Source organism: Roseateles sp. PN1 (assembly GCF_038419725.1).
Taxonomy (GTDB): Bacteria; Pseudomonadota; Gammaproteobacteria; order Burkholderiales; family Burkholderiaceae_C; genus Paucibacter_A.
This window is the reverse complement of record NZ_JBCARA010000019.1, coordinates 46326-67203: the sequence shown is the minus strand read 5'-3', so window position 1 is coordinate 67203 and position 20878 is coordinate 46326. Positions and strand designations below refer to the sequence as shown.

Here is a 20878-nt window from a genome sequence, read left to right as displayed (position 1 = left end):
GGGACGAGTTGTCCCAAATCTTCTCGTCACTTGAGATCAATTCGACCTTATGTACGGGTCGGGTCTGAACTCAATTCATCTAATCAGTTGGGGACAGAGCAGCCCCGGGGTACCGGGTCAGGTCTGTCCCCAAGGGCATTATTTTTCCGTATCCACCAACCCTTTGACGAACCAGCGCTGCATCAAGATCACCACCAGCGCCGGCGGGATCATTGCCAGCAAGGCGGTGGCCATGATGATGTTCCAGTCATTGGCGGCGTCGCCGCCGCTGATCATGCGTTTGATGCCGATCACCACCGGGTACATGCTCTCTTCGGTGGTCACCAGCAAGGGCCAGAGGTATTGGTTCCAGCCGTAGATGAACTGGATGACGAACAAGGCGGCAATGCTGGTGCTGGACAGGGGCAGCAGCACGTCCTTGAAAAAACGCATCGGGCCGGCGCCGTCCATGCGGGCGGCTTCCACCAACTCGTCCGGCACGGTCATGAAGAACTGGCGGAATAAAAAGGTGGCGGTGGCCGAGGCGATCAAGGGCACGGTCAGGCCCGCATAGCTATTGAGCAGGCCCAGGTCGGAGATGACTTGGTAGGTGGGCAGGATGCGCACCTCCACCGGCAGCATCAACGTGACGAAGATGGCCCAGAAGAAAAAGCTCTTGAAGGGGAAGCGGAAGTAGACGATGGCGAAGGCCGAGAGCAGCGAAATCGCGATCTTGCCTAGCGCAATCACCAGCGCCGTCACGAGGCTGACCCACATCATCTGCGCCACAGGCGCTTTGGAGCCCGCCCCGCCGGCATGGCCGAAGAGGGCGGCGCTGTAGTTGTCGGCGAAATGGCTGCCTGGCAGCAGAGGCATGGGGGCTTGCACGATGGCCTCCGCCGTGTGCGTGCTGGCCACAAAAGCGATGTAGAGCGGGAAGGCGACGATCAGCACCCCCAGCAGCAGGACCAGATGGGAGAGCACGGTCAGGCCCTTGTTTTTCTCAACCATGTCAGTAACTCACCCGCTTCTCGACATAACGGAACTGCAATACGGTCAGGGCCACCACGATGGCCATCAAGAGCACCGACTGCGCGGCCGAGCCACCCAGGTCCATGGCCTTGAAGCCGTCGTAATACACCTTGTAGACCAGGATGGCCGTGTCTTTGCCGGGGCCACCGTGGGTGGCGGCGTCGATGATGCCGAAGGTGTCGAAGAAGGCGTAGACGATATTGATCACCAGCAGGAAAAAGGTGGTGGGCGAGAGCAGGGGGAAGACAATGGTCCAGAAGCGCCGCCAGGGTTTGGCGCCGTCAATGGCCGCCGCTTCCAGCAGCGATTTGGGGATGGACTGCAGGCCCGCCAAGAAGAACAGGAAGTTGTAGGAAATCTGCTTCCACACCGCGGCCATCACCACCAAGGCCATGGCCTGGCCCGAGTTGAGCAAGTGGTTCCAGTCAAAACCCAGGGCATTCAGGGCGTAGGCCACGATGCCGATGGAAGGCGCGAACATGAACATCCACAGCACGCCGGCAATCGCCGGCGCAACCGCATAAGGCCAGATCAGCAGGGTCTTGTAGGCCAGGGCGCCGCGCACGACGCGGTCAGCCATCACCGCCAGCAGCAGCGAGATGCTGATGCCCAGGCCCGCCACCAGCACCGAGAAGACGGCGGTGGTTTTGAAGGAGGCCAGGTAGCCGGCATCGCTAAACAGGGTGCGGAAGTTATCCAGCCCCACCCATTCGGTGCTCATGCCAAAAGCATCTTGCTGCTGCAGCGACTGCAGCACCGCCTGACCGGCCGGCCAAAAGAAGAACACCGAGATGATCAGCACCTGCGGCGCCAGCAAGGCCCAGGGCAGCCAGCCGGATTTGAATTGAACGCGTTTTTCGAGAGCCATGGTCGGGGCGATCAGCCTTTGCTATTGGCCTTCTGGAACTTTTCCAGCTGCTCGTTGCCGCGCTGGATGGCGGTGTCAATGCCTTCCTTGGGCGTTTTCTTGCCGCTCCACACGCCTTCCATCTCTTCGTCGATGATGGTGCGAATCTGCACGAAATTGCCCAGGCGCACGCCGCGGGATTTGTCGGTGGTCTTGCGGATCATCTGGGTCACGGCCACATCGGTGCCGGGGTTGGCTTTGTAGAAGCCGCTCTTCTCGGTCAGCTCGTAGGCCGCCTTGGTGACGGGCAGATAGCCGGTGCGCTTATGGCTTTCCATCGCCACTTCGGGGCGCGACAGATAGTTGAAGAAAGCGGCCACGCCCTTGTACTCAGGCGCCTTTTTGCCAGCCATCACCCACAGGCTGGCGCCACCGATGACGGTGTTCTGCGGCGCGCCGGGCACGTCGGGGTAGAAGGGCAGCGGGGCCATGCCGTAGGCGAATTTGGCGTTCTTCTTCACATTGGCGTAGAGGCTGGACGACGCTGTTTGCATCGCGCATTCGCCCGACACAAAAGTGGCATCCGCTGCATTGCCGCGGCCCTTGTAAACAAACAGGCCTTGCTTGGACATATTCGCCAGGTTCTCGATATGGCGCAGATGCAGCGGGGTGTTGAAGGCCAGGCGCGTGTCCAGGCCGCCGAAGCCGTTGTTCTTGGTGGCGTATTCGACGTTGTGCCAGGCCGAGAAGCTCTCCAGCTGCGTCCAGCTGACCCAGCTGGTGGTGTAGGGGCACTTCACGCCGCTGGCCTTGAGCTTGGCGGCGGCCAGGGCCACCTCGGGCCAGGTGCTCGGCGCCTTGTTGGGGTCCAGGCCGGCGGCCTTGAAGGCGTCCTTGTTGTAGAACAGCACGGTGGTCGAGCTGTTGAAGGGAAAGCTCAGCATCTGGCCATTGGCGGCCGTGTAATAGCCGGCCACGGCGGGTACGTAGATGCTGGGGTCGAACTTGGCGCCACCTTGTTTCATCACCTCGCCCACGGGCACGATGGCGCCCTTGCTGGCCATCATGGTGGCGGTGCCGACTTCAAACACCTGCAGGATGTGGGGTGCATTGCCGGCGCGGAAGGCGGCGATGGCGCTGGTCATGGATTCGTCGTAGCTGCCTTTGTAGGCGGGCACGATCTTGTAGTCCTTCTGGCTGGCGTTGAAGTCTTTGGCCAGATCGGTGACCCAATCGCCGAGGGCGCCGCCCATGGAATGCCACCACTGAATTTCGGTTTGTGCGCTGGCTTGGGTGCTCAGGCCGGCGATCAGCAGGGCGGGGGCAAGGTGTTTGAGTTTCAGCATGGTCTTAGAGGCTCCAGCGGGGATGGGCGGGGACTTTTTCGTTGCGGATTGTGACATTCCTGACGGCGCCCTTTGCCATGCTGGCCTGGCTGCGACATTCGCCGTCCCGAGCCAAGGTCTATTCCGCTTTGGCCGGCTAATTTGCTGCGCTGCGGTAGGATTCACCCCCCAAGCAGGAGGGCAGGGCGGCGACAGGCTGCATTGTTTCCATAGGCGCTTGCGGGCCGGGAGAATCCTCCGGTTTCTTGAGGGGTAGTTCTAATCAAGCAGCCAAAAGCCGCGCGAATACCCGCACACTCGACGTCTTGCCGCGAATTTCCAGTTCCGCTGCCTGGCCGCTTGCCGCGGCCGAGCAGCCTAATCAGAGCGCTTTGCGGCGCTCGGCCGCCATTCATGAATGCTCCGCATCCCCTGATGCCCGTAGTGACTCCTCCCGCCAACCCTGCTGACGTTGGCGTGTCCAATTCACATGAGTCACATGCTGCGCCCCGCCTGCGCGAGATTCCCTATAACTACACATCCTTCTCCGACCGCGAAATCGTCATTCGCCTGCTCGGTAACCGCGCCTGGGAATTGCTCAATCAGCTGCGCCAGGAGCGCCGCACTGGCCGCAGCGCCCGCATGCTGTATGAGGTGCTGGGTGATATCTGGGTGGTGCAGCGCAACCCCTATTTGCAAGACGATTTGCTGGACAACCCCAAGCGCCGGGCGCTGCTGATCGAGGCCCTGGAGCACCGCCTGCACGAGGTGGAGCGCCGGCGTGACCCCAGCACCGACGCCCAACGCGACGCCCATGTAGGCGAGTTGCTGAGCGCCGCCCGTGGCGCGGTGCAGCAGTTTGCGCGCCAGTTTGTGGAGGTGGCCGAGCTGCGCCGCCGTGCCACCAAGCTGCTGGGTAAATCGACCGCCAAAGACAATATCAAGTTCGACGGACTCTCGCGCGTCAGCCATGTGACCGACGCCACCGACTGGCGGGTCGAGTACCCCTTTGTGGTGCTCACCCCCGACACCGAAGCCGAGATGGCGCAGATGGTCAAGAGCTGCGTCGAGCTCGGCCTGACCATCATCCCGCGTGGCGGCGGCACCGGTTACACCGGCGGCGCCGTGCCCCTGGTGTGGAATAGCGCCGTCATCAATACCGAAAAGCTTGAGGCCTTGCGTGGCGTCGAGATGCTGCGCCTGCCCGGCCTGGACCGCGAAGTGGCCACCATCTTCAGCGAAGCCGGCGTGGTGACTCAGCGCGTGGCCGATCTGGCCGAGCAGCATGGCTTTGTCTTTGCGGTGGACCCGACCTCGGCCGAGGCCTCCTGCGTGGGTGGCAATGTGGCCATGAATGCGGGCGGCAAAAAGGCCGTGCTGTGGGGCACGGCGCTGGACAACCTGGCCTCCTGGCGCATGGTGACGCCCGAGGCCAAGTGGCTGGAGGTGATTCGACTGAATCACAATCTGGGCAAGATCCATGATGTGGAGATGGCCAGCTTCGAGCTGAACTATTTCGACGCCACCGGCAAAAAGCTCGAGCGCAGCGAGCGCCTCGACATCCCCGGCCGCGTCTTCCGCAAGGAAGGCCTGGGCAAGGACGTTACCGACAAATTCCTGGCCGGCCTGCCCGGCATTCAGAAGGAAGGCTGCGACGGCCTGATCACCAGCTGCCGCTGGATCGTCCACAAGATGCCGGCCCATGTGCGCACCGTGTGCCTGGAGTTCTTCGGCAACCCGCGCGAATGCGTGCCCAGCATTGTCGACATCAAAGACTTCATGTTCGAGGAAGCCAAGCGCCCGGGCGGCGCGGTGTTAGCTGGCCTTGAGCATCTGGACGACCGCTACCTCAAGGCCGTTGGCTACTCCACCAAGAGCAAGCGCGGCGGCCTGCCCAAGATGGTTTTGGTGGGCGATATCGTTGGCGAAGACGCCGATGCCGTGGCGCGTGCCACCAGCGAAGTGGTGCGCCTAGCCAATGGCCGCAATGGCGAAGGCTTTGTGGCCGTGTCTGCCGATGCCCGCAAGAAGTTCTGGCTCGACCGCAAGCGCACGGCCGCCATCAGCAAGCACACCAATGCCTTTAAGGTGAACGAAGACGTGGTGATCCCCTTGCCACGCATGGGCGAGTACACGCTGGGGATTGAGCGCATCAATATCGAGCTGAGCCTGCTCAATAAGCTGGCCCTGGTCGATGCCCTGCAAGCGCTGTTCGAGCAAACCAAGCTGCCGCTGGGCAAGAGCGACGATGCCGGCGACATCCCCAGCGCCGAGCTGCTGGGCGACCGGGTTCAGCAAGCCTGCAGCCTGCTGGCCCAGGTGGGCGGGCAGTGGAAGCAGTGGAAAGATGAGCTGGATCTGGCCCGCGCTGACGAGCCCAGCTTCTTCGACCAATTGCAAGACCATTCCCTGCGCGCCTCCTGGAAGACGCAGATCCTCAAGCCCCTGCAAGCCATCTTCAATGGCGCGGCGTTTGAACCCATCTTGGCCGAGTGCAAACGCATCCACGGCGAGATCTTGCGCGGCCGCGTCTGGGTAGCCCTGCATATGCACGCCGGCGACGGCAATGTGCACACCAATATTCCCGTCAACTCCGATAACTACGAGATGCTGCAGACGGCGCATGGCGCCGTGGCCCGCATCATGAAGTTAGCGCGCAGCCTGGACGGCGTGATCTCCGGCGAGCATGGCATCGGCATCACCAAGCTGGAATTCTTGAGCGACGAAGAGCTGGCGCCCTTTGCCGGCTACAAGGCCAAGGTGGACCCGGAAGGCCGCTTCAACAAGGGCAAGCTCTTGCGCCTGGGCGGGCCGGAGTCCATGACCACCTTCGCCGATTTGACCAATGCCTACACGCCCAGCTTCGGGCTGATGGGGCATGAGTCGCTGATCATGCAGCAAAGCGATATCGGCGCCATCAGCGACTCGATCAAAGACTGCCTGCGCTGCGGCAAATGCAAGCCGGTCTGCGCCACCCATGTGCCGCGTGCCAATCTGCTTTACTCGCCGCGTAACAAGATCCTGGCCACCTCGCTTCTGGTCGAGGCCTTTTTGTACGAAGAGCAAACCCGCCGCGGCATCTCCATCAAGCATTGGGAAGAGTTTGAGGATGTGGCCGACCATTGCACGGTCTGCCACAAATGCGCCAACCCCTGCCCGGTCAAGATCGACTTCGGCGATGTGACCATGAATATGCGCAATCTCTTGCGCAAGATGGGTCAAAAGAGCTGGCGCCCCGGCAATGCCGCTGCCATGTTCATGCTCAATGCCAGCAACCCCGAGACCATCAAGGTCGCACGCGCGGCCATGGTGGGCGTGGGCTTCAAGGCGCAGCGCCTGGCGCACGATGTGCTCAAGCGCTTCGCCAAGGCGCAGACGGCGGCGCCCCGCGCCAGCGTCGGCCCGGCGCCGATCAAGGAGCAGGTGATTCACTTCATCAACAAAAAGCTCCCCGGTGGCCTGCCCAAGAAGACCGCGCGCGCGCTGCTGGACATCGAGGACAAAGACTATGTGCCGGTGATCCGCAACCCGGCCGCCACCAATGCCGAAACCGAGGCGGTGTTCTACTTCCCCGGCTGCGGCTCTGAGCGTTTGTTCAGCCAGGTCGGCCTGGCGACGCAAGCCATGCTGTGGCACGCCGGGGTGCAGACCGTGCTGCCACCGGGTTATCTGTGCTGCGGCTATCCGCAGCGTGGCTCGGGTCAGTTCGACAAGGCCGAGAAGATGATCACCGACAACCGGGTCTTGTTCCACCGGGTCGCCAACACGCTCAACTACCTCGACATCAAAACCGTGGTGGTCAGCTGCGGCACCTGCTATGACCAGTTGCAGGGCTATAAATTCGAGGACATCTTCCCCGGCTGCCGCATCATCGACATCCACGAGTACCTGCTGGAAAAAGGCATCACCCTGGGTTCCGACAAGAGCTATCTCTACCACGACCCCTGCCACACACCGATGAAGCTGCAAGAGCCGATGAAAACGGTCAAGGCGCTGGTGGGTGACAACGTGGTGGAAAGCAAGCGCTGCTGCGGCGAGAGCGGCACCTTGGGCGTGACCCGGCCCGATATCTCCACGCAGATCCGCTTCCGCAAGGAAGAAGAGTTGCGCGCCACCGAGACCCAGCTGCGCGAAAGCGGCAAGGTCGCAGCGGCCGACAACCTCAAGATCCTGACCAGCTGCCCCAGCTGCCTGCAAGGCCTGAGCCGCTACGGCGGCGACTTGCAAAACGGCTTGCTGGAGGCCGACTACATCGTCGTTGAGATGGCGCGCCAAATCCTCGGTGAGGACTGGATGCCGGAGTATGTGGCCAAGGCCAATAACGGCGGCATTGAGCGGGTGCTGGTTTAAGACGACGCTTGCGAACCTGCCGGGCTTAGGCCTGGCAGGTCTTGCAAAGATCGTTCGCTAGGGATTGGCGGGCAAGACCTGACCCCTGAACGGTCAGCTTGGCCGCTCGGCGCTTACTCCGCCGACAGCTTGCGCTCTTTGATCAGCGTGTGCCAGACCTGCGTTTCCTGCTGCAGATAGCGCGCCAGGCTGGCGCCGTCGCCGGGGATGACTTGCAGGCCGAACTCTTCCAGCCGGGCCTTCACCTCGGGCAGGGCGATGGCCTTGTTCATCTCCAGCGTCAGGCGCTGCACGATGGGCTCGGGCGTGCCCTTGGGTACGAACAGACCTTGCCAGGCAGACACTTCCACGCCCTTGAGTCCCAGCTCCTCGAAGGTGGGTACATCGGGCAGTTGCTGGAGGCGGGTCTTGCTCAGCACCGCCAAGGCCCTGAGCTTGCCGGCGCGGATTTGGGACAGGCCGGCGGCGCTGTCCAGAATCGCCATCGGCACAATGCCCGACATCACATCCTGAATCGCGAAGGCCGTGCCTCGGTAGGGCACATGCACCACAAAGCTCTCGCTGCGCTGCTTGATCAGCTCCATGGCCAGATGGTGCGGGCTGCCGATGCCCGGCGAGGCATAGCTGTACTTGCCCGGGTTCTTCTTGATCTCGGCCAGCCACTGGGCCGCGCTGCTGAAGCCTGAGCTGGGGTTAACGGCCAGAATCAGCGGGAAGCGCGCCATCATGCCTACCGGCGTGAAGTCACTGGCTGCGTAGGGCAGCTTTTTGTACATGGCGCTGTTGAAGATCATCGCGCCGTTGTCCCCGCTGAGCAGGGTGTAGCCATCGCCAGGCGACTTGGCGGCCGCGTCGGTGCCTATGCTGCCTCCGGCGCCGGGGCGGTTGTCGATGACGAGGGTCTGGCCCAGCTGTTTGCCCAGGGCGGGTGCCAACTGGCGGGCCAAAAAGTCGGAGCCACCGCCGGCCGGGTAGGCCACGATCCACTTGATCGGTTTGTTGGGCCAGGTGCCGCTCGTCTCGGCGGCCGCTGAAGCGAGGCCTGGGGCCAGCAGCGTGGCGCCCAAACTGGCCGTTAGCTTGAGGATGGCCTGGCGGCGTGTGTGGACCTTGGTCTTGACTTGGGCTGCTGGCGTGTGGGTCATGGGCCTATCGCTTGTGCTTGCTAAAGTCTGCGCATCTTAGTCAGCCCGTGAGCACAAATGAACAATATTCAGCCCCAATGTCCTTTGTGCCAGGAGAGTGGCGGTTTGCTGGTGGCGCAAAGCGCGCAGTGGCGCGTGGTGCGCGTGCTGGACGACAGCAACTTCCCCGCCTTCTACCGCCTGATCTGGGCCAGCCATGTGGCTGAGTTCAGCGATCTTTCGCAGGACGAGCGCGTGGACTGCATGGCCGCCGTGGCGGCGGTGGAGCGGGCCTTGATGGAGGCCCTGGCGCCCACCAAGATCAATCTGGCGAGCCTGGGCAATATGGTGCCGCATCTGCATTGGCACCTCATCGCCCGCTTTGATTGGGACAGCCATTTCCCCAACCCGATCTGGGGCCAGGCCAAGCGCGAGGTGGCGGGTGGTGCGGCGGCTCGGCTGGCGCTGCCTTTGGCCGAGCTGGATCAGCGCGTGCTGGCTGCGCTGGCTGGATTGGCCTGATCAGGCCCTGATGCCTTTTCAGGCTGCGGCCAAGGTGGCCGCCAACATGGGCGCCGGGCGCTGCTGCAGCTGGCCGAACAGGTCTTTCGGGTCGGCCATGCTGGGCACCAGGCTGACGTCCTGGCCCAGGCCTAGCTCACGGGCCAGATCACGCAGCAGGCGCAGGGCGGAGTAGTCTTCCAGCGCGAAGCCCACCGAATCAAACACGGTCACTTGCGCGTCGTTGTCGCGGCCCTGGGCTTGGCCCTTGAGCACGCGCCAGAATTCGGTGACCGGGAAGTCGGCCGGCATCTGCTGAACATCACCCTCGATGCGTGATTGCGGCTCGAACTCCACAAACACCTTGGCCATCTCCAGCACGGCGGGGTGCAGCTCGGTCTTGCCGGGGCAGTCGCCACCGACACCGTTGATGTGCATGCCGGGCTCAATCATCTCTGGCGTGAGGATGGTGGCATTGGTCTTGTCCGCGGTCACGGTGGTGACGATGTCGGCGCCACGCACTGCCTCGGCAATGCTCTTGCACAGCTTGAGGCGCAGGCCGGCCTGACCTTGCAGATTGCGCATCAGCTTGGCGCTTGCAGCGGGGTCGAGGTCAAAGAGGCGAATCTCTTCGATGCCCAGCAGGTGGTGGAAGGCCAGGGCCTGGAACTCGCTTTGCGCGCCGTTACCGATCAGAGCCATGGACTTGGCATTGCGGCGGGCCAATTGCTTGGCGGCCATGGCCGAGGTGGCGGCGGTGCGCAGGGCGGTGGTCAGGGTCAGCTCGCTGAGCAATTCGGGCCGGCCGGTGGCCACATCGGCCAGCACGCCCAAGGCCATCACGGTGGGCAGGCCCGCCTGGGTGTTCTTGGGGTGGCCGTTGACGTATTTGAAGGTGTAGAGCTGGGCGTCGGCAATCGGCATCAGCTCGATCACGCCATCGGCGGAATGGCTGGCCACGCGGGCGCATTTGTCAAACTCTTGCCAGCGCAGATAGTCGGCTTCGATGTAACTGCACATGCGCTGCAGCAGGGCGGGCACGCCCAGGGCCTGGGCCATTCGGGCGATGTCTTGGGTGTTGAGCAGGGTGGTCATGGGCTGTCTCCAAAAGGGTTTTTGCCTTCGCCCGGTACGGTGCCGGGCAGGTCATTGCTTCGGTGTCGCCATTCTTCTCGCCTGCAGAGTGAAAGAGAAGCCGCTGAAATGCCCGAGAATCGCTAGAAATTTGCCATATCGGCAGACTAATTTGTCAGAATGACAATATGGACACCTTGGACCAACAACTGCTGGCCCTGCTGCGGGCGGACGCGCGCAGCTCGGTCGCGACCCTGGCGCACAAGCTCAAGGTCTCGCGCGGCACCGTCACCAATCGCATCGCCAAGCTTGAAGATGCGGGCGTGATCGTGGGCTACACCGTGCGTTTACGGCCGGACGAAACGCCCAACGAGATCACCGCCTGGATGAGCATTGCGGTGGAGGGCAATAAGACCCGCGAGGTGATCAGCATCTTGCTGGGTGAGCCCGGCGTGGCGGGCCTGTTCGACACCAATGGCCGCTGGGATCTGCTGGCCGAATTGCGTGCCGCCACCCTGGGTGAGTTGGCCGAGGTGCTGGAGCGGGTGCGCCTGATCAAGGGCATTGGCGCCACCGAGACCAGTATTCACTTGCAGAGCTACAAGGCCTCGTAGATTCCTGCCTCAGCCGGGCTAGCGGGCAGGCAGGCGGCCGGGCTAGGGTTGCCGGGCCAGCTCTGCGGCCATGGCTTGGGCCAGCTGCTGCAGCACCTGGCTATGGGCATAGGCAATGCGCTCGGGGTCGCGGCTGCTGGCGCTGGCTTCGAAGCGGCCCTGCTGCCAGCGCACTTCCGGCTTGCCTTCGCGCAGCCAACTCCAGTGCGCTTCCAGCGTGACGCGGCCCTGGCCGTCGGCCTCCAGGCTGCGCACATCCAGCCACAGCAGCCAGGCCGGGTCGCTGGTGCTGGCTTGCGGGCGCAGCTTGCTCAGCGTCACGCTGCGGCCGAGCAGGGCCGATAAGTCATCCGCCAGCACGCGCGGCACGGCTTCACTCAGGGGCTCGGCCCAGCGCGCCACGTCGCGGTAGTGCACTTCGCCGGCGGCAATCCGCTCCAGCAGATGGTTACGCCGGATCAGGTCGGGCAGGATCACCCGGTCCACCACCACGCTGGCCTTGCTGGCGCTGCTGTTGGCAACTTGCGTGGCTGGGGGCATGGCTTGCAAGGACTGCAAAGCAACGCTGCGCGGCGGCGGGGCGTCGCTGGCGCAGGCGCTCAGCAGCAGCGCGCCAACAAGGGCGGCCGCGCTGGCGGCGAAATGGTGCGGGCTTGGCTTCACGGTTGATTCCTGTTCTCGGGCTGGGGCTTGCGGCCCCAGATCAGCGCATCGGGTTTGGCCTCGACGGCGTCGCTGAGCTGGCGCAGGCTTTGCGCGGTGTTCTCCAGCTCGCGCACGGTTTGTTCCAGCTGCCACACGGCGGTGGAGTCGCGCCCGGTCATCTCGCGCAAGCTGCGTGCGGCGGCGGCCACTTCGTCCAGGCCCTTGCGCAAGCTGGTCAGCGTGGCGGAGTTTTCAGCCGTCAGCTGGCTTAAGTTTTCCATGGCTGCGCCGGTCTTGCTGGCCGCTTGCTGCATGGCGGCGAGAGATTCGGTGGCTTGCGGCAGCACGCGTTGCTGTTCGATGTGCAGTTCCAGCCGCTCGATCGCTTTGAGCGTGCGTTTGAGGCTGTCCAGCGTGCCGCCGGCATTGCCGATCACATTCTTCAGCTCGGGCGAGTTCACCAGCACCTTGATGGCCCGCATGGTGCTGCCCAGATCGGCCACCATTTCCTCGACCGGCAATTGCTCCAGGCGCGCCGTCATTTGGTCGAAGCGTGAGGGCAGGGTGGGGATCTCACCCATCTCGTTGCTCAGGGCATAGAGCTTCTCGGGCGTGTTGGGCTGCAGGCTCAGATCAACCAGCAGCAAGCCCGTCAGCAGGCTCTGGCTTTGCAGCTGGGCGCGCAGACCCAGGTGGCGCATGCTGTCCAGATCGCTCAAGCCCGTGACGCGCAGGCGCCGCTCCGCCTCGGGCGAGAACTCCACCACCACCGGGATCAGAAACTTTTTGCTGTTCGGTGCCACGGTGATGCCCAGCTTGCTGACTTGGCCCACCTTGACGCCCAGAAACACCACCGGCGCGCCCACCTGCAGGCCGTAGACCGAGCCTTCGAAATACATCACCGCGCGTTCCGGTCGGCTGAACAAGGTGCCGCGCGCCAGCAGCAAGACGCCCACAAAGGCGAGCAGACAGGCCGCGATGACGAAACTGCCGATCAAGGTCGGGTTGGCTTTTTTACTCATTGGGGCTCACTCATTGCGGCCGGTTTGCCGCGCCTCATGAAGCTGCTCACTTGGGGCGGGCCGCTGTTCAAAAGCGCTTGCGGGCTGCCCAAGGCAATCATGGTACGGGTCTTGGCGTCCAGAAACACGCAGCGGTCGGCAATGCCCAGAATGCTGGGCAACTCGTGGGTCACCATCACCACCGTGGCGCCTAAGCTGTCGCGCAGTTCCAAAATCAAATCGTCCAGGTTTTTGGAGCTGATTGGGTCCAGCCCGGCCGAGGGCTCGTCGATGAAAAGGATTTCCGGATCGATGGCCAGGGCCCGCGCCAAGGCCGCGCGCTTGCGCATGCCGCCGCTGATCTCGCTGGGGTAGTAATCATCAAAGCCACGCAAGCCCACCAAGTCGAGCTTGAAGCTGGCCAGGGCGCTGGTCTCGGCGGGGCTCAGGGCCAGGTGTTGCTCGATGATCAGGGCCACGTTCTCGTTCAGGGTCAGGGAACTCCAGAGCGCGCCGCTTTGAAACATCACGCCGCATTGGCGCTGCAGCTGGGCTTGCTCTGCCGCGCTGCTGGCCCAGAAGTCCTGGCCCTTGATCAGCACCCGGCCTTGGGCGGGGCTTTGCAGGCCGATCATGTGGCGCAGCAGCGTGCTCTTGCCGCAGCCGCTGCCACCCATGATGACGAAGATTTCCCCGCGCTGCACCGCGAAGTTGAGGTCGCGCTGTATCACCCGCTCGCCATAAGCCATGGTGAGCGCGTCGATGACGATAGGGGCGGTGTCGCTCATGGTCGCTGGTGTCGTGGCTGCTGGTTACACCGGCTCAGATGCCCAGTTTGTAGAACACGATGGTCAACATCGAGGCCGTCACCACGATCAGCAAGATGCCGGTCACCACCGCCGAGGTGGCCGCTTCGCCCACCGACTGCGCACTGCGCCCGCACTGCATGCCGCGCAAACAACCTGCCAGCGCCACCATCGCCCCGTAGACGCAGGACTTGGCCAGGCCGACACCAAAGTCGGTCAGGCTCAGCGTCTCTACGGTTTGGCTGAAATAGGCCGTGGCGTCCAGGCCGAACACCAGCACCGCTACGCTCAGGCCGGCCAAAATGCCCATCACGCTGGCGTAGATGGTCAGCATGGGCATCATCAAGATCAAGGCCAGCATGCGGGGCAGCACCAGATAGCGCATCGGTGCCATGCCGGCGGTGCGGTAGGCATCGATCTCTTCGTTGACCTGCATGGTGCCCAGCTGGGCCGCGAAGGCCGCGCCTGAGCGGCCGGCCACCACGATGCCTGTCATCAGCGCGCCGATTTCCCGCACCATGCCAATGCCCACCAGATCGGCGATGTACACCTGGGCGCCAAATCGGGCCAATTGCGCCGCGCCCATATAGGCCAGGATCAAACCGACCAAAAAGCTGATCAAGGAAACGATGCCAAAGGCTTGCGGCCCGCATTGCTCAACAATGCTCCAGAAGTCGCGGGCCCGAAACGAACCCTTGCCGCGCAGCGCCTCGCCGGTGGCTTGCAGCAGCTCACCGATGAAGCGGGCGAAGGCGCGCATATCGGCGCCGATCTCCAGCGTCAGCAGGCCCAGGCGATGGATGAAGCCGATGTTGGCGACGGCGTGGGGCGCGTCGGGTGGCTCACCCTGCGCGGCCAGGTGCAGCAAGCGCCGCAGACCGTCGGGCAGGGCGCTGAGGTCCAGTTGCACGCCCTGGGCCTGCAGTTGCTGGATCAGGCCGCGTATCAAAACGGCAAAGCCGCTGTCCCAAGCGCTGAGCTGCTGGCCGTCGAGGCTGATGGTGGTGCCTTCGGCTTTGCTCTCGGCGGCAAAGGCGATCAACTCGGCTGCTTGGGGTAAACGGTCGCTCAAGCGCCATGAGCCCGCGAACACCCAGCGCACGGAGGCCGCCTGCGGCTCAGGCAGAACGCGGAAGCGTTCTTCGCTCATGGGTATGCGCGGGACTTCTGTCATTCTTCTCGCAAGTTATTTGGGGTGTTGCCGCAGTGTCGCATCAGCAAATGCCGCCGCGCAGACTCCTGGCGTCCCTTGTACATTGAAGGCCTCGAAGATTCAATTCTCATCGTGCCTAGCCAACTCCTCCATCCCCTGCATTTGCTGATCATCGATCCGCAGAACGACTTTTGCGATCTGCCCGAGGCCTATCGAGCGCCCGATCCGGCCACTGGGGGCAGGCTGTCGCCCGCACTGCCAGTGCCTGGCGCTCATGCCGATATGCAGCGACTGGCCCAGTTCATGCGCTCCTGCCAGGCAAAGCTGGATGCGATCACGCTCACCTTGGACTCGCACCATCGCCTGGACATCGCCCATCCTGCTTGGTGGCAGGACGCCAGCGCTCAGCCCGTGCCGCCCTTCACGATCATCAGCGCCGAGGCGCTGCGTGCCGGCCAATTCCGCCCGCGTGATCCGGCGCAGGTCCCGCGCTGCCAGGCTTATTTGGATGCGCTGGAGGCGGGTGGGCGCTACCAGCTGATGGTCTGGCCGGTGCACTGCGAGATCGGCACCTGGGGTCATGCGGTGCATGCCGATGTGCAAGCGGCCTGCAGCGCCTGGGAAGAGTCGCGTTTGCTGCCGGTACGCAAGATCCTCAAAGGCAGCAACCCCTGGACCGAGCATTACAGCGCCCTGCAGGCCGAAGTGCCCGATGCCGCCGACCCCGCCAGCCAGTTCAACCAGGGCTTGCAGCAAAGCCTGGCGACAGCCGGCACCTTGCTGGTGGCCGGTGAGGCCAGCAGCCATTGCGTCAAAGCCACGCTGGAACATTTGGTGGCGCATTGGCCGGCCGATCTGCTGGGCCGCATCGTGCTGCTGAGCGATTGCATGAGCCCGGTGGCCGGCTTTGAGGCCCAGAGCCAGGTCTTTTTGGATGAGATGCAGGCGCGCGGTTTGCGCGTGTGCAGCAGTGGGCAGTGGCTGGCCGAGGCGGCGTTGTGAGTGGCGCTGTGAGTGACGCAGTGGGCTCATCTGCGGCCCCCGTCATCGGCAGCTTGCTGGAGACCGATCTCTACAAATTCACCATGTGGCAGGCCATGCTGCACCGCCACCCGCAGGCGCAGGCCGAGTACCGGTTCGCCTGCCGCTCCCAGCCTGACTACCCGCTGGCCGAGTTGCTGCCCGATATCGCGCGCGAGCTGGACGCCCTGTGTGCGCTCAGCTTCAAGCCCGACGAGCTGCGCTACCTGAGCGGCCTGCGCTTCATGAAGTCTGACTTCATCGACTTCCTGCGCATTTTTCGCTTCCAGCGTGACTTCATAGAGTTAGGCGTGAGCGAGGTCGATGGGCGGCAAGACCTGACCCTGGTGGCGCGCGGGCCGCAAGTCCATGTGATGGGCTTTGAGATCTATGTGCTGGCCATCGTCAACGAGCTTTACTTCCGCCGCTTTGACCAAGCCCGTGCGCTGCGCCTGGGCCGCGAACGCCTGGCCAGCAAGATTGCCGACTTGCGCGCCTTCGAACATGAGCCCCGGCGCGCCCATCCCTTCGAGGTGTTTGACTTTGGCGTGCGGCGGCGCTTTTCCGGCGCCTGGCAGCGCGAGATGGTGGCCACCTTGAAGGCCGAGGTGCCGCAGTTCTTCAAAGGCACCTCGAATGTCTTGCTGGCCCGCGACCTTGACCTGGTGCCCATCGGCACCATGGCGCATGAGTATCTGCAAAGCTACCAGGCCACCGGCGTGCGCCTGCGCGACCATCAAAAAGCCGCGCTGGAAGATTGGGTGCAGGAGTACCGCGGCGACCTGGGCGTGGCGCTGACCGATGTGGTCGGCATGGACGCCTTTTTGGCCGACTTCGATCTCTATTTCGCCAAGCTGTTTGACGGCTTGCGGCATGACTCCGGCGACCCCTATGTTTGGGGCGAGAAGGCTCTGGCCCATTACGCCAAGCTGCGCATCGACGCGCACACCAAACGCCTGGTGTTCTCCGATGGCCTGGATGTGCCCGCCGCCCTGGCCCTGTACCGCCATTTCGCTGATCGGACCCAGCTGGGCTTTGGCATCGGCACCAACTTCTCCAACGATATGGGGCTGACGCCCTTGAACATCGTCATGAAGCTGACCCATTGCAATGGCCAGGCGGTGGCAAAGCTGAGCGACAGCCCAGGCAAGACCATGTGCGAGGACCAAACCTTCCTGGCCTATCTGCGCCAGGTCTTCGGAATTGCCGCCGTATGAGTTAAAGAGCTGAACGTCCTGCCCAGTTTGCCAGCCCAGCCTGCGCGCTTCTGGCACTGATTCGACTGCCCCAAGCGCTTGGAAACATGCTCAAATAATTGCCGCCATGTCTGCTGCAGAAAACGAACATCGCATCACCGTTGATCAGTTGCGCGTGGGCGTTTACGTCTACTTGGACGTGGGTTGGATGGATCACCCCTTCAACTTCAATAACTTCAAGATCAAGACCGAAGAGCAGCTGCAGACCATTCGCAGCCTGGGCCTGGCGAGTGTGCGCTGGGCGCCGTCCTTGAGCGATGTGAAGCCCTTAGCCAAGAGCGAGCAGCCGCCGGCGCCGCCCACCGCGGAGGAGTTGGCCCGCCAGGCCGAGCTGGCCGCCCTGATGGCCGCCAAGCAGCAGCGCATTCAGCAGTTGGCCGAGCACCGCGAGAAGATTGAGAAAGTGGAGCGCGCCTTCGCCAATGCCGCCGGGGTCATCAAAGGCATCAACAAAACCATTTACTCGCAGCCCCAGCAGGCGCTGAATGACACCACCGAGCTGATCGGCGGCATCGTCGACGAGATGCTGGCGGCGCCGGATCTGGCCATTCAGGTGATGGGCGACAAGCCCGGCAACGAGGATGTCTACCTGCACTCACTCAATGTCTCCGTGCTGGCCATGGTGCTGGGCAAGGAGATGAGCATGCCGGCCGAGCTGGTCAAGATGGTGGGCATGGCGGCGGTGTTCCATGACATCGGGCTCAATGACATTCCCGAGAACATCATGCGCAAGGCCGGGCCCTTGAGCAAGTTTGAGCGCGAGGCGCGTGAGCTGCACTGCCAGTACGGTCTGGACCTGGCGAAGAAGATTGGCCTGTCCAATGTGCTTTGCAACATCATCTATCAGCACCACGAGGCCTTTGACGGCAGCGGCTATCCGAAGAAGCTGTCGGGCGAGGCGATCGACCCCTTGGCCCGCCTGGTCGCAGTCATCAACACCTACGACAACCTCTGCAACGCACCCAATATCGCCAACTCGCTGACACCGCATGAGGCCTTGTCGCAGATGTTCGCGCAGCAGCGCAGCCGCTTTGATCCGCGCTTTTTGCAGGCCTTCATCAAGTTCATGGGCGTGTACCCGCCGGGCACCATCGTGGGCCTGTCCAATGATGTGATTGGCCTGGTGATTCGCGTCAACGCCGCCCGGCCGCTCAAGCCCACCGTCATCACCTACGACGCGGGCATTCCGAAGAGCGAAGCCATGATGCTGGACCTCAACGAAGAGGGCGATGTCCACATCAGCAAGGCCTACCGCCCCAGCCAGCTGCCGGCCGCGGTGTATGAGTACCTGGCGCCGCGCAAGCGGGTCAACTACTTCTTTGACGGAGGCAAGCCCTCATGAGCTGGGATGCTGCCACCCTGGATCGCGTCATGTGCGACCAGAGCTCCGAGATGCTCTTGGTGGTGGACCCCAAGTCGCTCAACATCATCTCGGCGAATCGGCAGGCCGAAGTCACCCTGGGCTATGAAGCCACGCCGCTGGTTGGGCGCTCCATCACCGAGGTGGAAAGCAGCCTGGCCGATATCTTCTACTGGGAAGATGTGCGCATGGGCGGCGGCAGCGATATCGACAACGCTGAGTCCATGTACATCTGCGGTGACGGGGTGGCGCTGCCGGTGATCAAGTCGATCCGCCGCTTGCGGGGTGACTTCGAAGACGTCTTGGTGCTGCGGGTGCGTGACGGCGCCAGCCTGAAGCGCGGCGAGGCCCAGTTGGCGGCGCTGTCGGGCCAGTTGCAGGCGACCCTGGAATCGATCTGGGAAGGCATTCTGGTGCTCGATTCGGCCGGCCAGATCGTCAATATGAACCGCCGCTTCAGCGCCATGTGGGAGATCCCCGAGGCCGTGCTGCTGCAAGACAGCGAAGCCATCATCGCCTGCCTGATGGACAAGCTGAGCACGCCGTGGGAGCTGCAAGACGACTTCGACGCCTTCAGCCAACAGGCGGGTCACGAAGTCTGCGAAATCACCAAGCTCAAGAACGGCCGTTTGTTTGAACGCCGTGCCCGCCCGCAGATGGACCGCGGCGAGGTGATCGGCTTGGTCTACAGCTTCCACGACATCAGCGATTTCGTGCACGCCCGCCAGGAGGCCGAGGAAGCCTCGCGCTCCAAGAGCCGTTTCCTGGCCAATATGAGCCACGAGATCCGCACGCCGATGAACGCGATCTTGGGCCTGCTCAAACTCCTGCAGCGCACCGAGCTCAGCACGCGCCAGCGCGACTACGCCAGCAAGACCGAGGGCGCGGCGCGCTCGTTGCTGGGCTTGCTCAACGACATTCTTGACTTCTCCAAGGTCGAGGCCGGCAAGCTGGCCCTGGACCCGCAGCCGCATGCCTTGACGCAGGTCTTCCGCGATTTGTCGGTGATCCTGGCCGCCAATGTGGGCGCCAAGCCGGTGGACTTGCTGTTTGATCTGGATCCGCAACTGCCGCCCTTGCTGCAGGTGGATGCCTTGCGCTTGCTGCAGGTGCTGATCAACCTGGCCGGCAATGCGCTCAAGTTCACGGCCCGCGGCGAGGTGGTGGTGGGCGTCAAGCTCTTGCAGCGCGATGCAGAGGCGGCCCGCCTGGAATTCACGGTGACGGACACCGGCATCGGTATCGCGCCGGAGCACCATGCCAAGATTTTTTCCGGCTTCAGCCAGGCTGAAACCTCCACCACACGCCAGTTCGGAGGCACCGGCTTGGGGCTTGCCATCAGCATGCGCTTGCTGGAATTGATGGGCGGTCAGATCACGCTGCAAAGCGCCTTGGGTCAGGGCAGCCGCTTCAGTTTTCAGCTCGACTTGCCGCTGGTGCAGGCCGAAGGCGAGCCTGGTGTCAGCGCCCCGCGCCCAGCCTCGCCGCGGCAGGGCCTGGCCTTGCTGATTGATGACAACGCGCGGGCCCGCGACGTGTTGCGCCGCCTCTTGACGGCCGAGGGTTGGCAAGTGGTGGCGGCAGCCAGCGTGGCCGAGGCGCAGGCCTTGATGGCTGCGTCCGCCCCCGACGGCCTGGCGCTGAACCTGGCACTGGTGGACGCGCTGCTGCCGGGTGAAGATGTGTGGGCCTGCCTGGCCCAGCTGCGGGCCCAGCCCGGCTTGGCCGAGCTGCCTATCGTCATGAGCGGCACGGCGCTGCAGCTCGAAGCGCTGACACAGGGCGAGCAAGCGCAGCTGAGCGCCTTCCTGGTCAAGCCCTTGATGGCGCTAGCTTTGCGTGAGGCGCTGAGTCCGGACAAGCACGCTGCCGCCGCCAGCGCACAGCTTGGCGCTGCGTCTGCAAGCGCCGAGTTGGCCCCGCTGGCAGGCATTCGCTTGCTGGTGGTGGAGGACAACCTCAATAACCAGCAGGTTGCGCAGGAGCTGCTTGAAGACGCCGGCGCCACGGTTCGCCTGGCCTCGAATGGGCAGGAGGCGGTGGACTTCATGAGGGCCGAGGTGGGCTCGGTTGACCTCTTGTTGATGGATGTGCAAATGCCGGTGATGGACGGCTACACCGCCACCCGCATCCTGCGCGAGGAGCTGGGCCTGCGCCTGCCCATCGTGGCGATGACGGCCAATGCCATGGCCTCGGACCGCGACGATTGCTTGGCCGCGGGAATGGACGAGCATGTGGGCAAGCCTTTTGATCTGGATCGCCTAGTGCATCTGATTCGGAAGTTATGCCGGCCCACGTCGGCCGGTTCAGAGGAAGCGAGCGCGTCAGCGGCGCCCAAATTCGCCACCTTGCAGGTGCCGGCGCCGCTGCTGGAACGGGCGCTGGGCGAGGGCATTCAAATCCAGCTGGCCGTGGACCGCTTCATGGGCAAGGCGGCGATGTACCAGCGCACCGTGCTGGGCTTTGCCACGTCAGCGAGCGAACTGCCGGGCCAGGTCGAGGCGGCCTTGCATGCGGGTGATTTGGCGGCCGCCCAGCTTCAGGTGCACGCCTGCCGAGGCATGGCCGCCATCTTGGGCGCCGAGCGTCTGGCCCAGTTTCTGGACAGTGGCGAAACCCAGCTGGAGCAAGGCAATGCGCCCGATGCCGCCTGGCTGGCCACACTGCCCGAGCAGCTACAGGCCACGGTGGCAGCCTTGCGCGAACTGGCCGAGGCGGTGCTGGCATTGCCGGCGCCGACCTGAGCCTGCAGATATTGCGGCATTCAAGGCCGCATGGATGGCCGGCGACA

General features: G+C 63.6%; 16 protein-coding genes. 7 read left to right on the top strand and 9 right to left on the bottom strand.

Annotated elements, in window-relative coordinates:
- Positions 1 to 138 precede the first annotated feature (138 nt).
- Genes ugpE through ugpB form a run of 3 tightly spaced genes read right to left on the bottom strand, consistent with a single transcriptional unit; the run spans position 139 to position 3201 of the window.
- On the bottom strand, positions 139 to 990 hold the full coding sequence (gene ugpE / locus AABB87_RS21925; protein WP_341973437.1) for a sn-glycerol-3-phosphate ABC transporter permease UgpE: 852 nt from the start codon (positions 988 to 990) through the stop codon (positions 139 to 141).
- A 1-nt stretch (position 991) separates the two neighbouring features.
- Positions 992 to 1879, bottom strand: a complete 888-nt coding sequence (gene ugpA / locus AABB87_RS21920; RefSeq protein WP_341973436.1) for a sn-glycerol-3-phosphate ABC transporter permease UgpA — start codon at positions 1877 to 1879, stop codon at positions 992 to 994.
- 11 nt (positions 1880 to 1890) lie between these two features.
- Complete coding sequence (ugpB, locus tag AABB87_RS21915) at positions 1891 to 3201, bottom strand: sn-glycerol-3-phosphate ABC transporter substrate-binding protein UgpB (protein ID WP_341973458.1); 1311 nt, start codon at positions 3199 to 3201, stop codon at positions 1891 to 1893.
- A 396-nt stretch (positions 3202 to 3597) separates the two neighbouring features.
- Between ugpB and AABB87_RS21910 the strand changes: the two genes are divergently transcribed.
- Positions 3598 to 7533 carry an FAD/FMN-binding oxidoreductase gene (locus AABB87_RS21910; protein WP_341973435.1) on the top strand — a complete coding sequence of 1312 codons (3936 nt, stop codon included), beginning with the start codon at positions 3598 to 3600 and terminating at the stop codon, positions 7531 to 7533.
- A 113-nt stretch (positions 7534 to 7646) separates the two neighbouring features.
- On the opposite strand, the gene AABB87_RS21905 is transcribed toward AABB87_RS21910, so the two are convergent.
- Positions 7647 to 8678 (bottom strand): Bug family tripartite tricarboxylate transporter substrate binding protein, encoded by a 1032-nt coding sequence (locus AABB87_RS21905; protein ID WP_341973434.1) that lies wholly within the window; start codon positions 8676 to 8678, stop codon positions 7647 to 7649.
- A 57-nt stretch (positions 8679 to 8735) separates the two neighbouring features.
- On the opposite strand from AABB87_RS21905, the gene AABB87_RS21900 reads away from it, so the two are divergent.
- On the top strand, positions 8736 to 9179 hold the full coding sequence (locus tag AABB87_RS21900) for an HIT family protein (protein WP_341973433.1): 444 nt from the start codon (positions 8736 to 8738) through the stop codon (positions 9177 to 9179).
- An 18-nt stretch (positions 9180 to 9197) separates the two neighbouring features.
- Here the strand turns inward: AABB87_RS21900 and AABB87_RS21895 are convergent, their stop codons facing one another.
- Positions 9198 to 10253: an ornithine cyclodeaminase gene (locus AABB87_RS21895; protein WP_341973432.1), complete on the bottom strand. Its 1056-nt coding sequence runs from the start codon at positions 10251 to 10253 to the stop codon at positions 9198 to 9200.
- Between the two features lie 167 nt (positions 10254 to 10420).
- Here AABB87_RS21895 and AABB87_RS21890 point away from each other — a divergent pair, with 167 nt between their 5' ends.
- Positions 10421 to 10846 (top strand): Lrp/AsnC family transcriptional regulator, encoded by a 426-nt coding sequence (locus AABB87_RS21890; RefSeq protein ID WP_295077522.1) that lies wholly within the window; start codon positions 10421 to 10423, stop codon positions 10844 to 10846.
- A 42-nt stretch (positions 10847 to 10888) separates the two neighbouring features.
- On the opposite strand, the gene AABB87_RS21885 is transcribed toward AABB87_RS21890, so the two are convergent.
- The 4 genes from AABB87_RS21885 to AABB87_RS21870 are packed head-to-tail and all read right to left on the bottom strand — an operon-like array spanning position 10889 to position 14448.
- A complete protein-coding gene (locus tag AABB87_RS21885; protein WP_341973431.1) occupies positions 10889 to 11509 on the bottom strand; it encodes a PqiC family protein in 621 nt (206 codons plus the stop codon).
- Positions 11506 to 12513, bottom strand: a complete 1008-nt coding sequence (locus AABB87_RS21880) for an MlaD family protein (protein WP_341973430.1) — start codon at positions 12511 to 12513, stop codon at positions 11506 to 11508. Before AABB87_RS21880 ends, AABB87_RS21885 begins: the two co-directional genes overlap by 4 nt.
- A complete protein-coding gene (locus AABB87_RS21875) occupies positions 12510 to 13280 on the bottom strand; it encodes an ABC transporter ATP-binding protein (protein WP_341973429.1) in 771 nt (256 codons plus the stop codon). Before AABB87_RS21875 ends, AABB87_RS21880 begins: the two co-directional genes overlap by 4 nt.
- 34 nt (positions 13281 to 13314) lie before the next feature.
- Positions 13315 to 14448 carry an ABC transporter permease gene (locus AABB87_RS21870; RefSeq protein ID WP_341973426.1) on the bottom strand — a complete coding sequence of 378 codons (1134 nt, stop codon included), beginning with the start codon at positions 14446 to 14448 and terminating at the stop codon, positions 13315 to 13317.
- 135 nt (positions 14449 to 14583) lie between these two features.
- On the opposite strand from AABB87_RS21870, the gene AABB87_RS21865 reads away from it, so the two are divergent.
- The 4 genes from AABB87_RS21865 (at position 14584) to AABB87_RS21850 (ending at position 20831) form a co-directional block, all read left to right on the top strand.
- Entirely contained in the window at positions 14584 to 15453 is an 870-nt protein-coding gene (locus tag AABB87_RS21865) for a cysteine hydrolase (protein ID WP_341973425.1), read from the top strand.
- An 8-nt stretch (positions 15454 to 15461) separates the two neighbouring features.
- Positions 15462 to 16688, top strand: a complete 1227-nt coding sequence (gene pncB / locus AABB87_RS21860) for a nicotinate phosphoribosyltransferase (protein ID WP_341973424.1) — start codon at positions 15462 to 15464, stop codon at positions 16686 to 16688.
- Between the two features lie 106 nt (positions 16689 to 16794).
- Positions 16795 to 18069 carry an HD-GYP domain-containing protein gene (locus AABB87_RS21855; protein WP_058718783.1) on the top strand — a complete coding sequence of 425 codons (1275 nt, stop codon included), beginning with the start codon at positions 16795 to 16797 and terminating at the stop codon, positions 18067 to 18069.
- Positions 18066 to 20831 carry a PAS domain-containing hybrid sensor histidine kinase/response regulator gene (locus AABB87_RS21850; protein WP_341973423.1) on the top strand — a complete coding sequence of 922 codons (2766 nt, stop codon included), beginning with the start codon at positions 18066 to 18068 and terminating at the stop codon, positions 20829 to 20831. Before AABB87_RS21855 ends, AABB87_RS21850 begins: the two co-directional genes overlap by 4 nt.
- Positions 20832 to 20878: the final 47 nt, after the last annotated feature.

Coding starts and splice junctions, on each gene's coding strand:
- ugpE (WP_341973437.1), bottom strand. CDS start 990: ATGGTTGAGAAAAACAAGGGCCTGACCGTGCTCTCCCATCTGGTCCTG.
- ugpA (WP_341973436.1), bottom strand. CDS start 1,879: ATGGCTCTCGAAAAACGCGTTCAATTCAAATCCGGCTGGCTGCCCTGG.
- AABB87_RS21910 (WP_341973435.1), top strand. CDS start 3,598: ATGAATGCTCCGCATCCCCTGATGCCCGTAGTGACTCCTCCCGCCAAC.
- AABB87_RS21905 (WP_341973434.1), bottom strand. CDS start 8,678: ATGACCCACACGCCAGCAGCCCAAGTCAAGACCAAGGTCCACACACGC.
- AABB87_RS21900 (WP_341973433.1), top strand. CDS start 8,736: ATGAACAATATTCAGCCCCAATGTCCTTTGTGCCAGGAGAGTGGCGGT.
- AABB87_RS21895 (WP_341973432.1), bottom strand. CDS start 10,253: ATGACCACCCTGCTCAACACCCAAGACATCGCCCGAATGGCCCAGGCC.
- AABB87_RS21890 (WP_295077522.1), top strand. CDS start 10,421: ATGGACACCTTGGACCAACAACTGCTGGCCCTGCTGCGGGCGGACGCG.
- AABB87_RS21880 (WP_341973430.1), bottom strand. CDS start 12,513: ATGAGTAAAAAAGCCAACCCGACCTTGATCGGCAGTTTCGTCATCGCG.
- AABB87_RS21875 (WP_341973429.1), bottom strand. CDS start 13,280: ATGAGCGACACCGCCCCTATCGTCATCGACGCGCTCACCATGGCTTAT.
- AABB87_RS21870 (WP_341973426.1), bottom strand. CDS start 14,448: ATGAGCGAAGAACGCTTCCGCGTTCTGCCTGAGCCGCAGGCGGCCTCC.
- AABB87_RS21855 (WP_058718783.1), top strand. CDS start 16,795: ATGTCTGCTGCAGAAAACGAACATCGCATCACCGTTGATCAGTTGCGC.
- AABB87_RS21850 (WP_341973423.1), top strand. CDS start 18,066: ATGAGCTGGGATGCTGCCACCCTGGATCGCGTCATGTGCGACCAGAGC.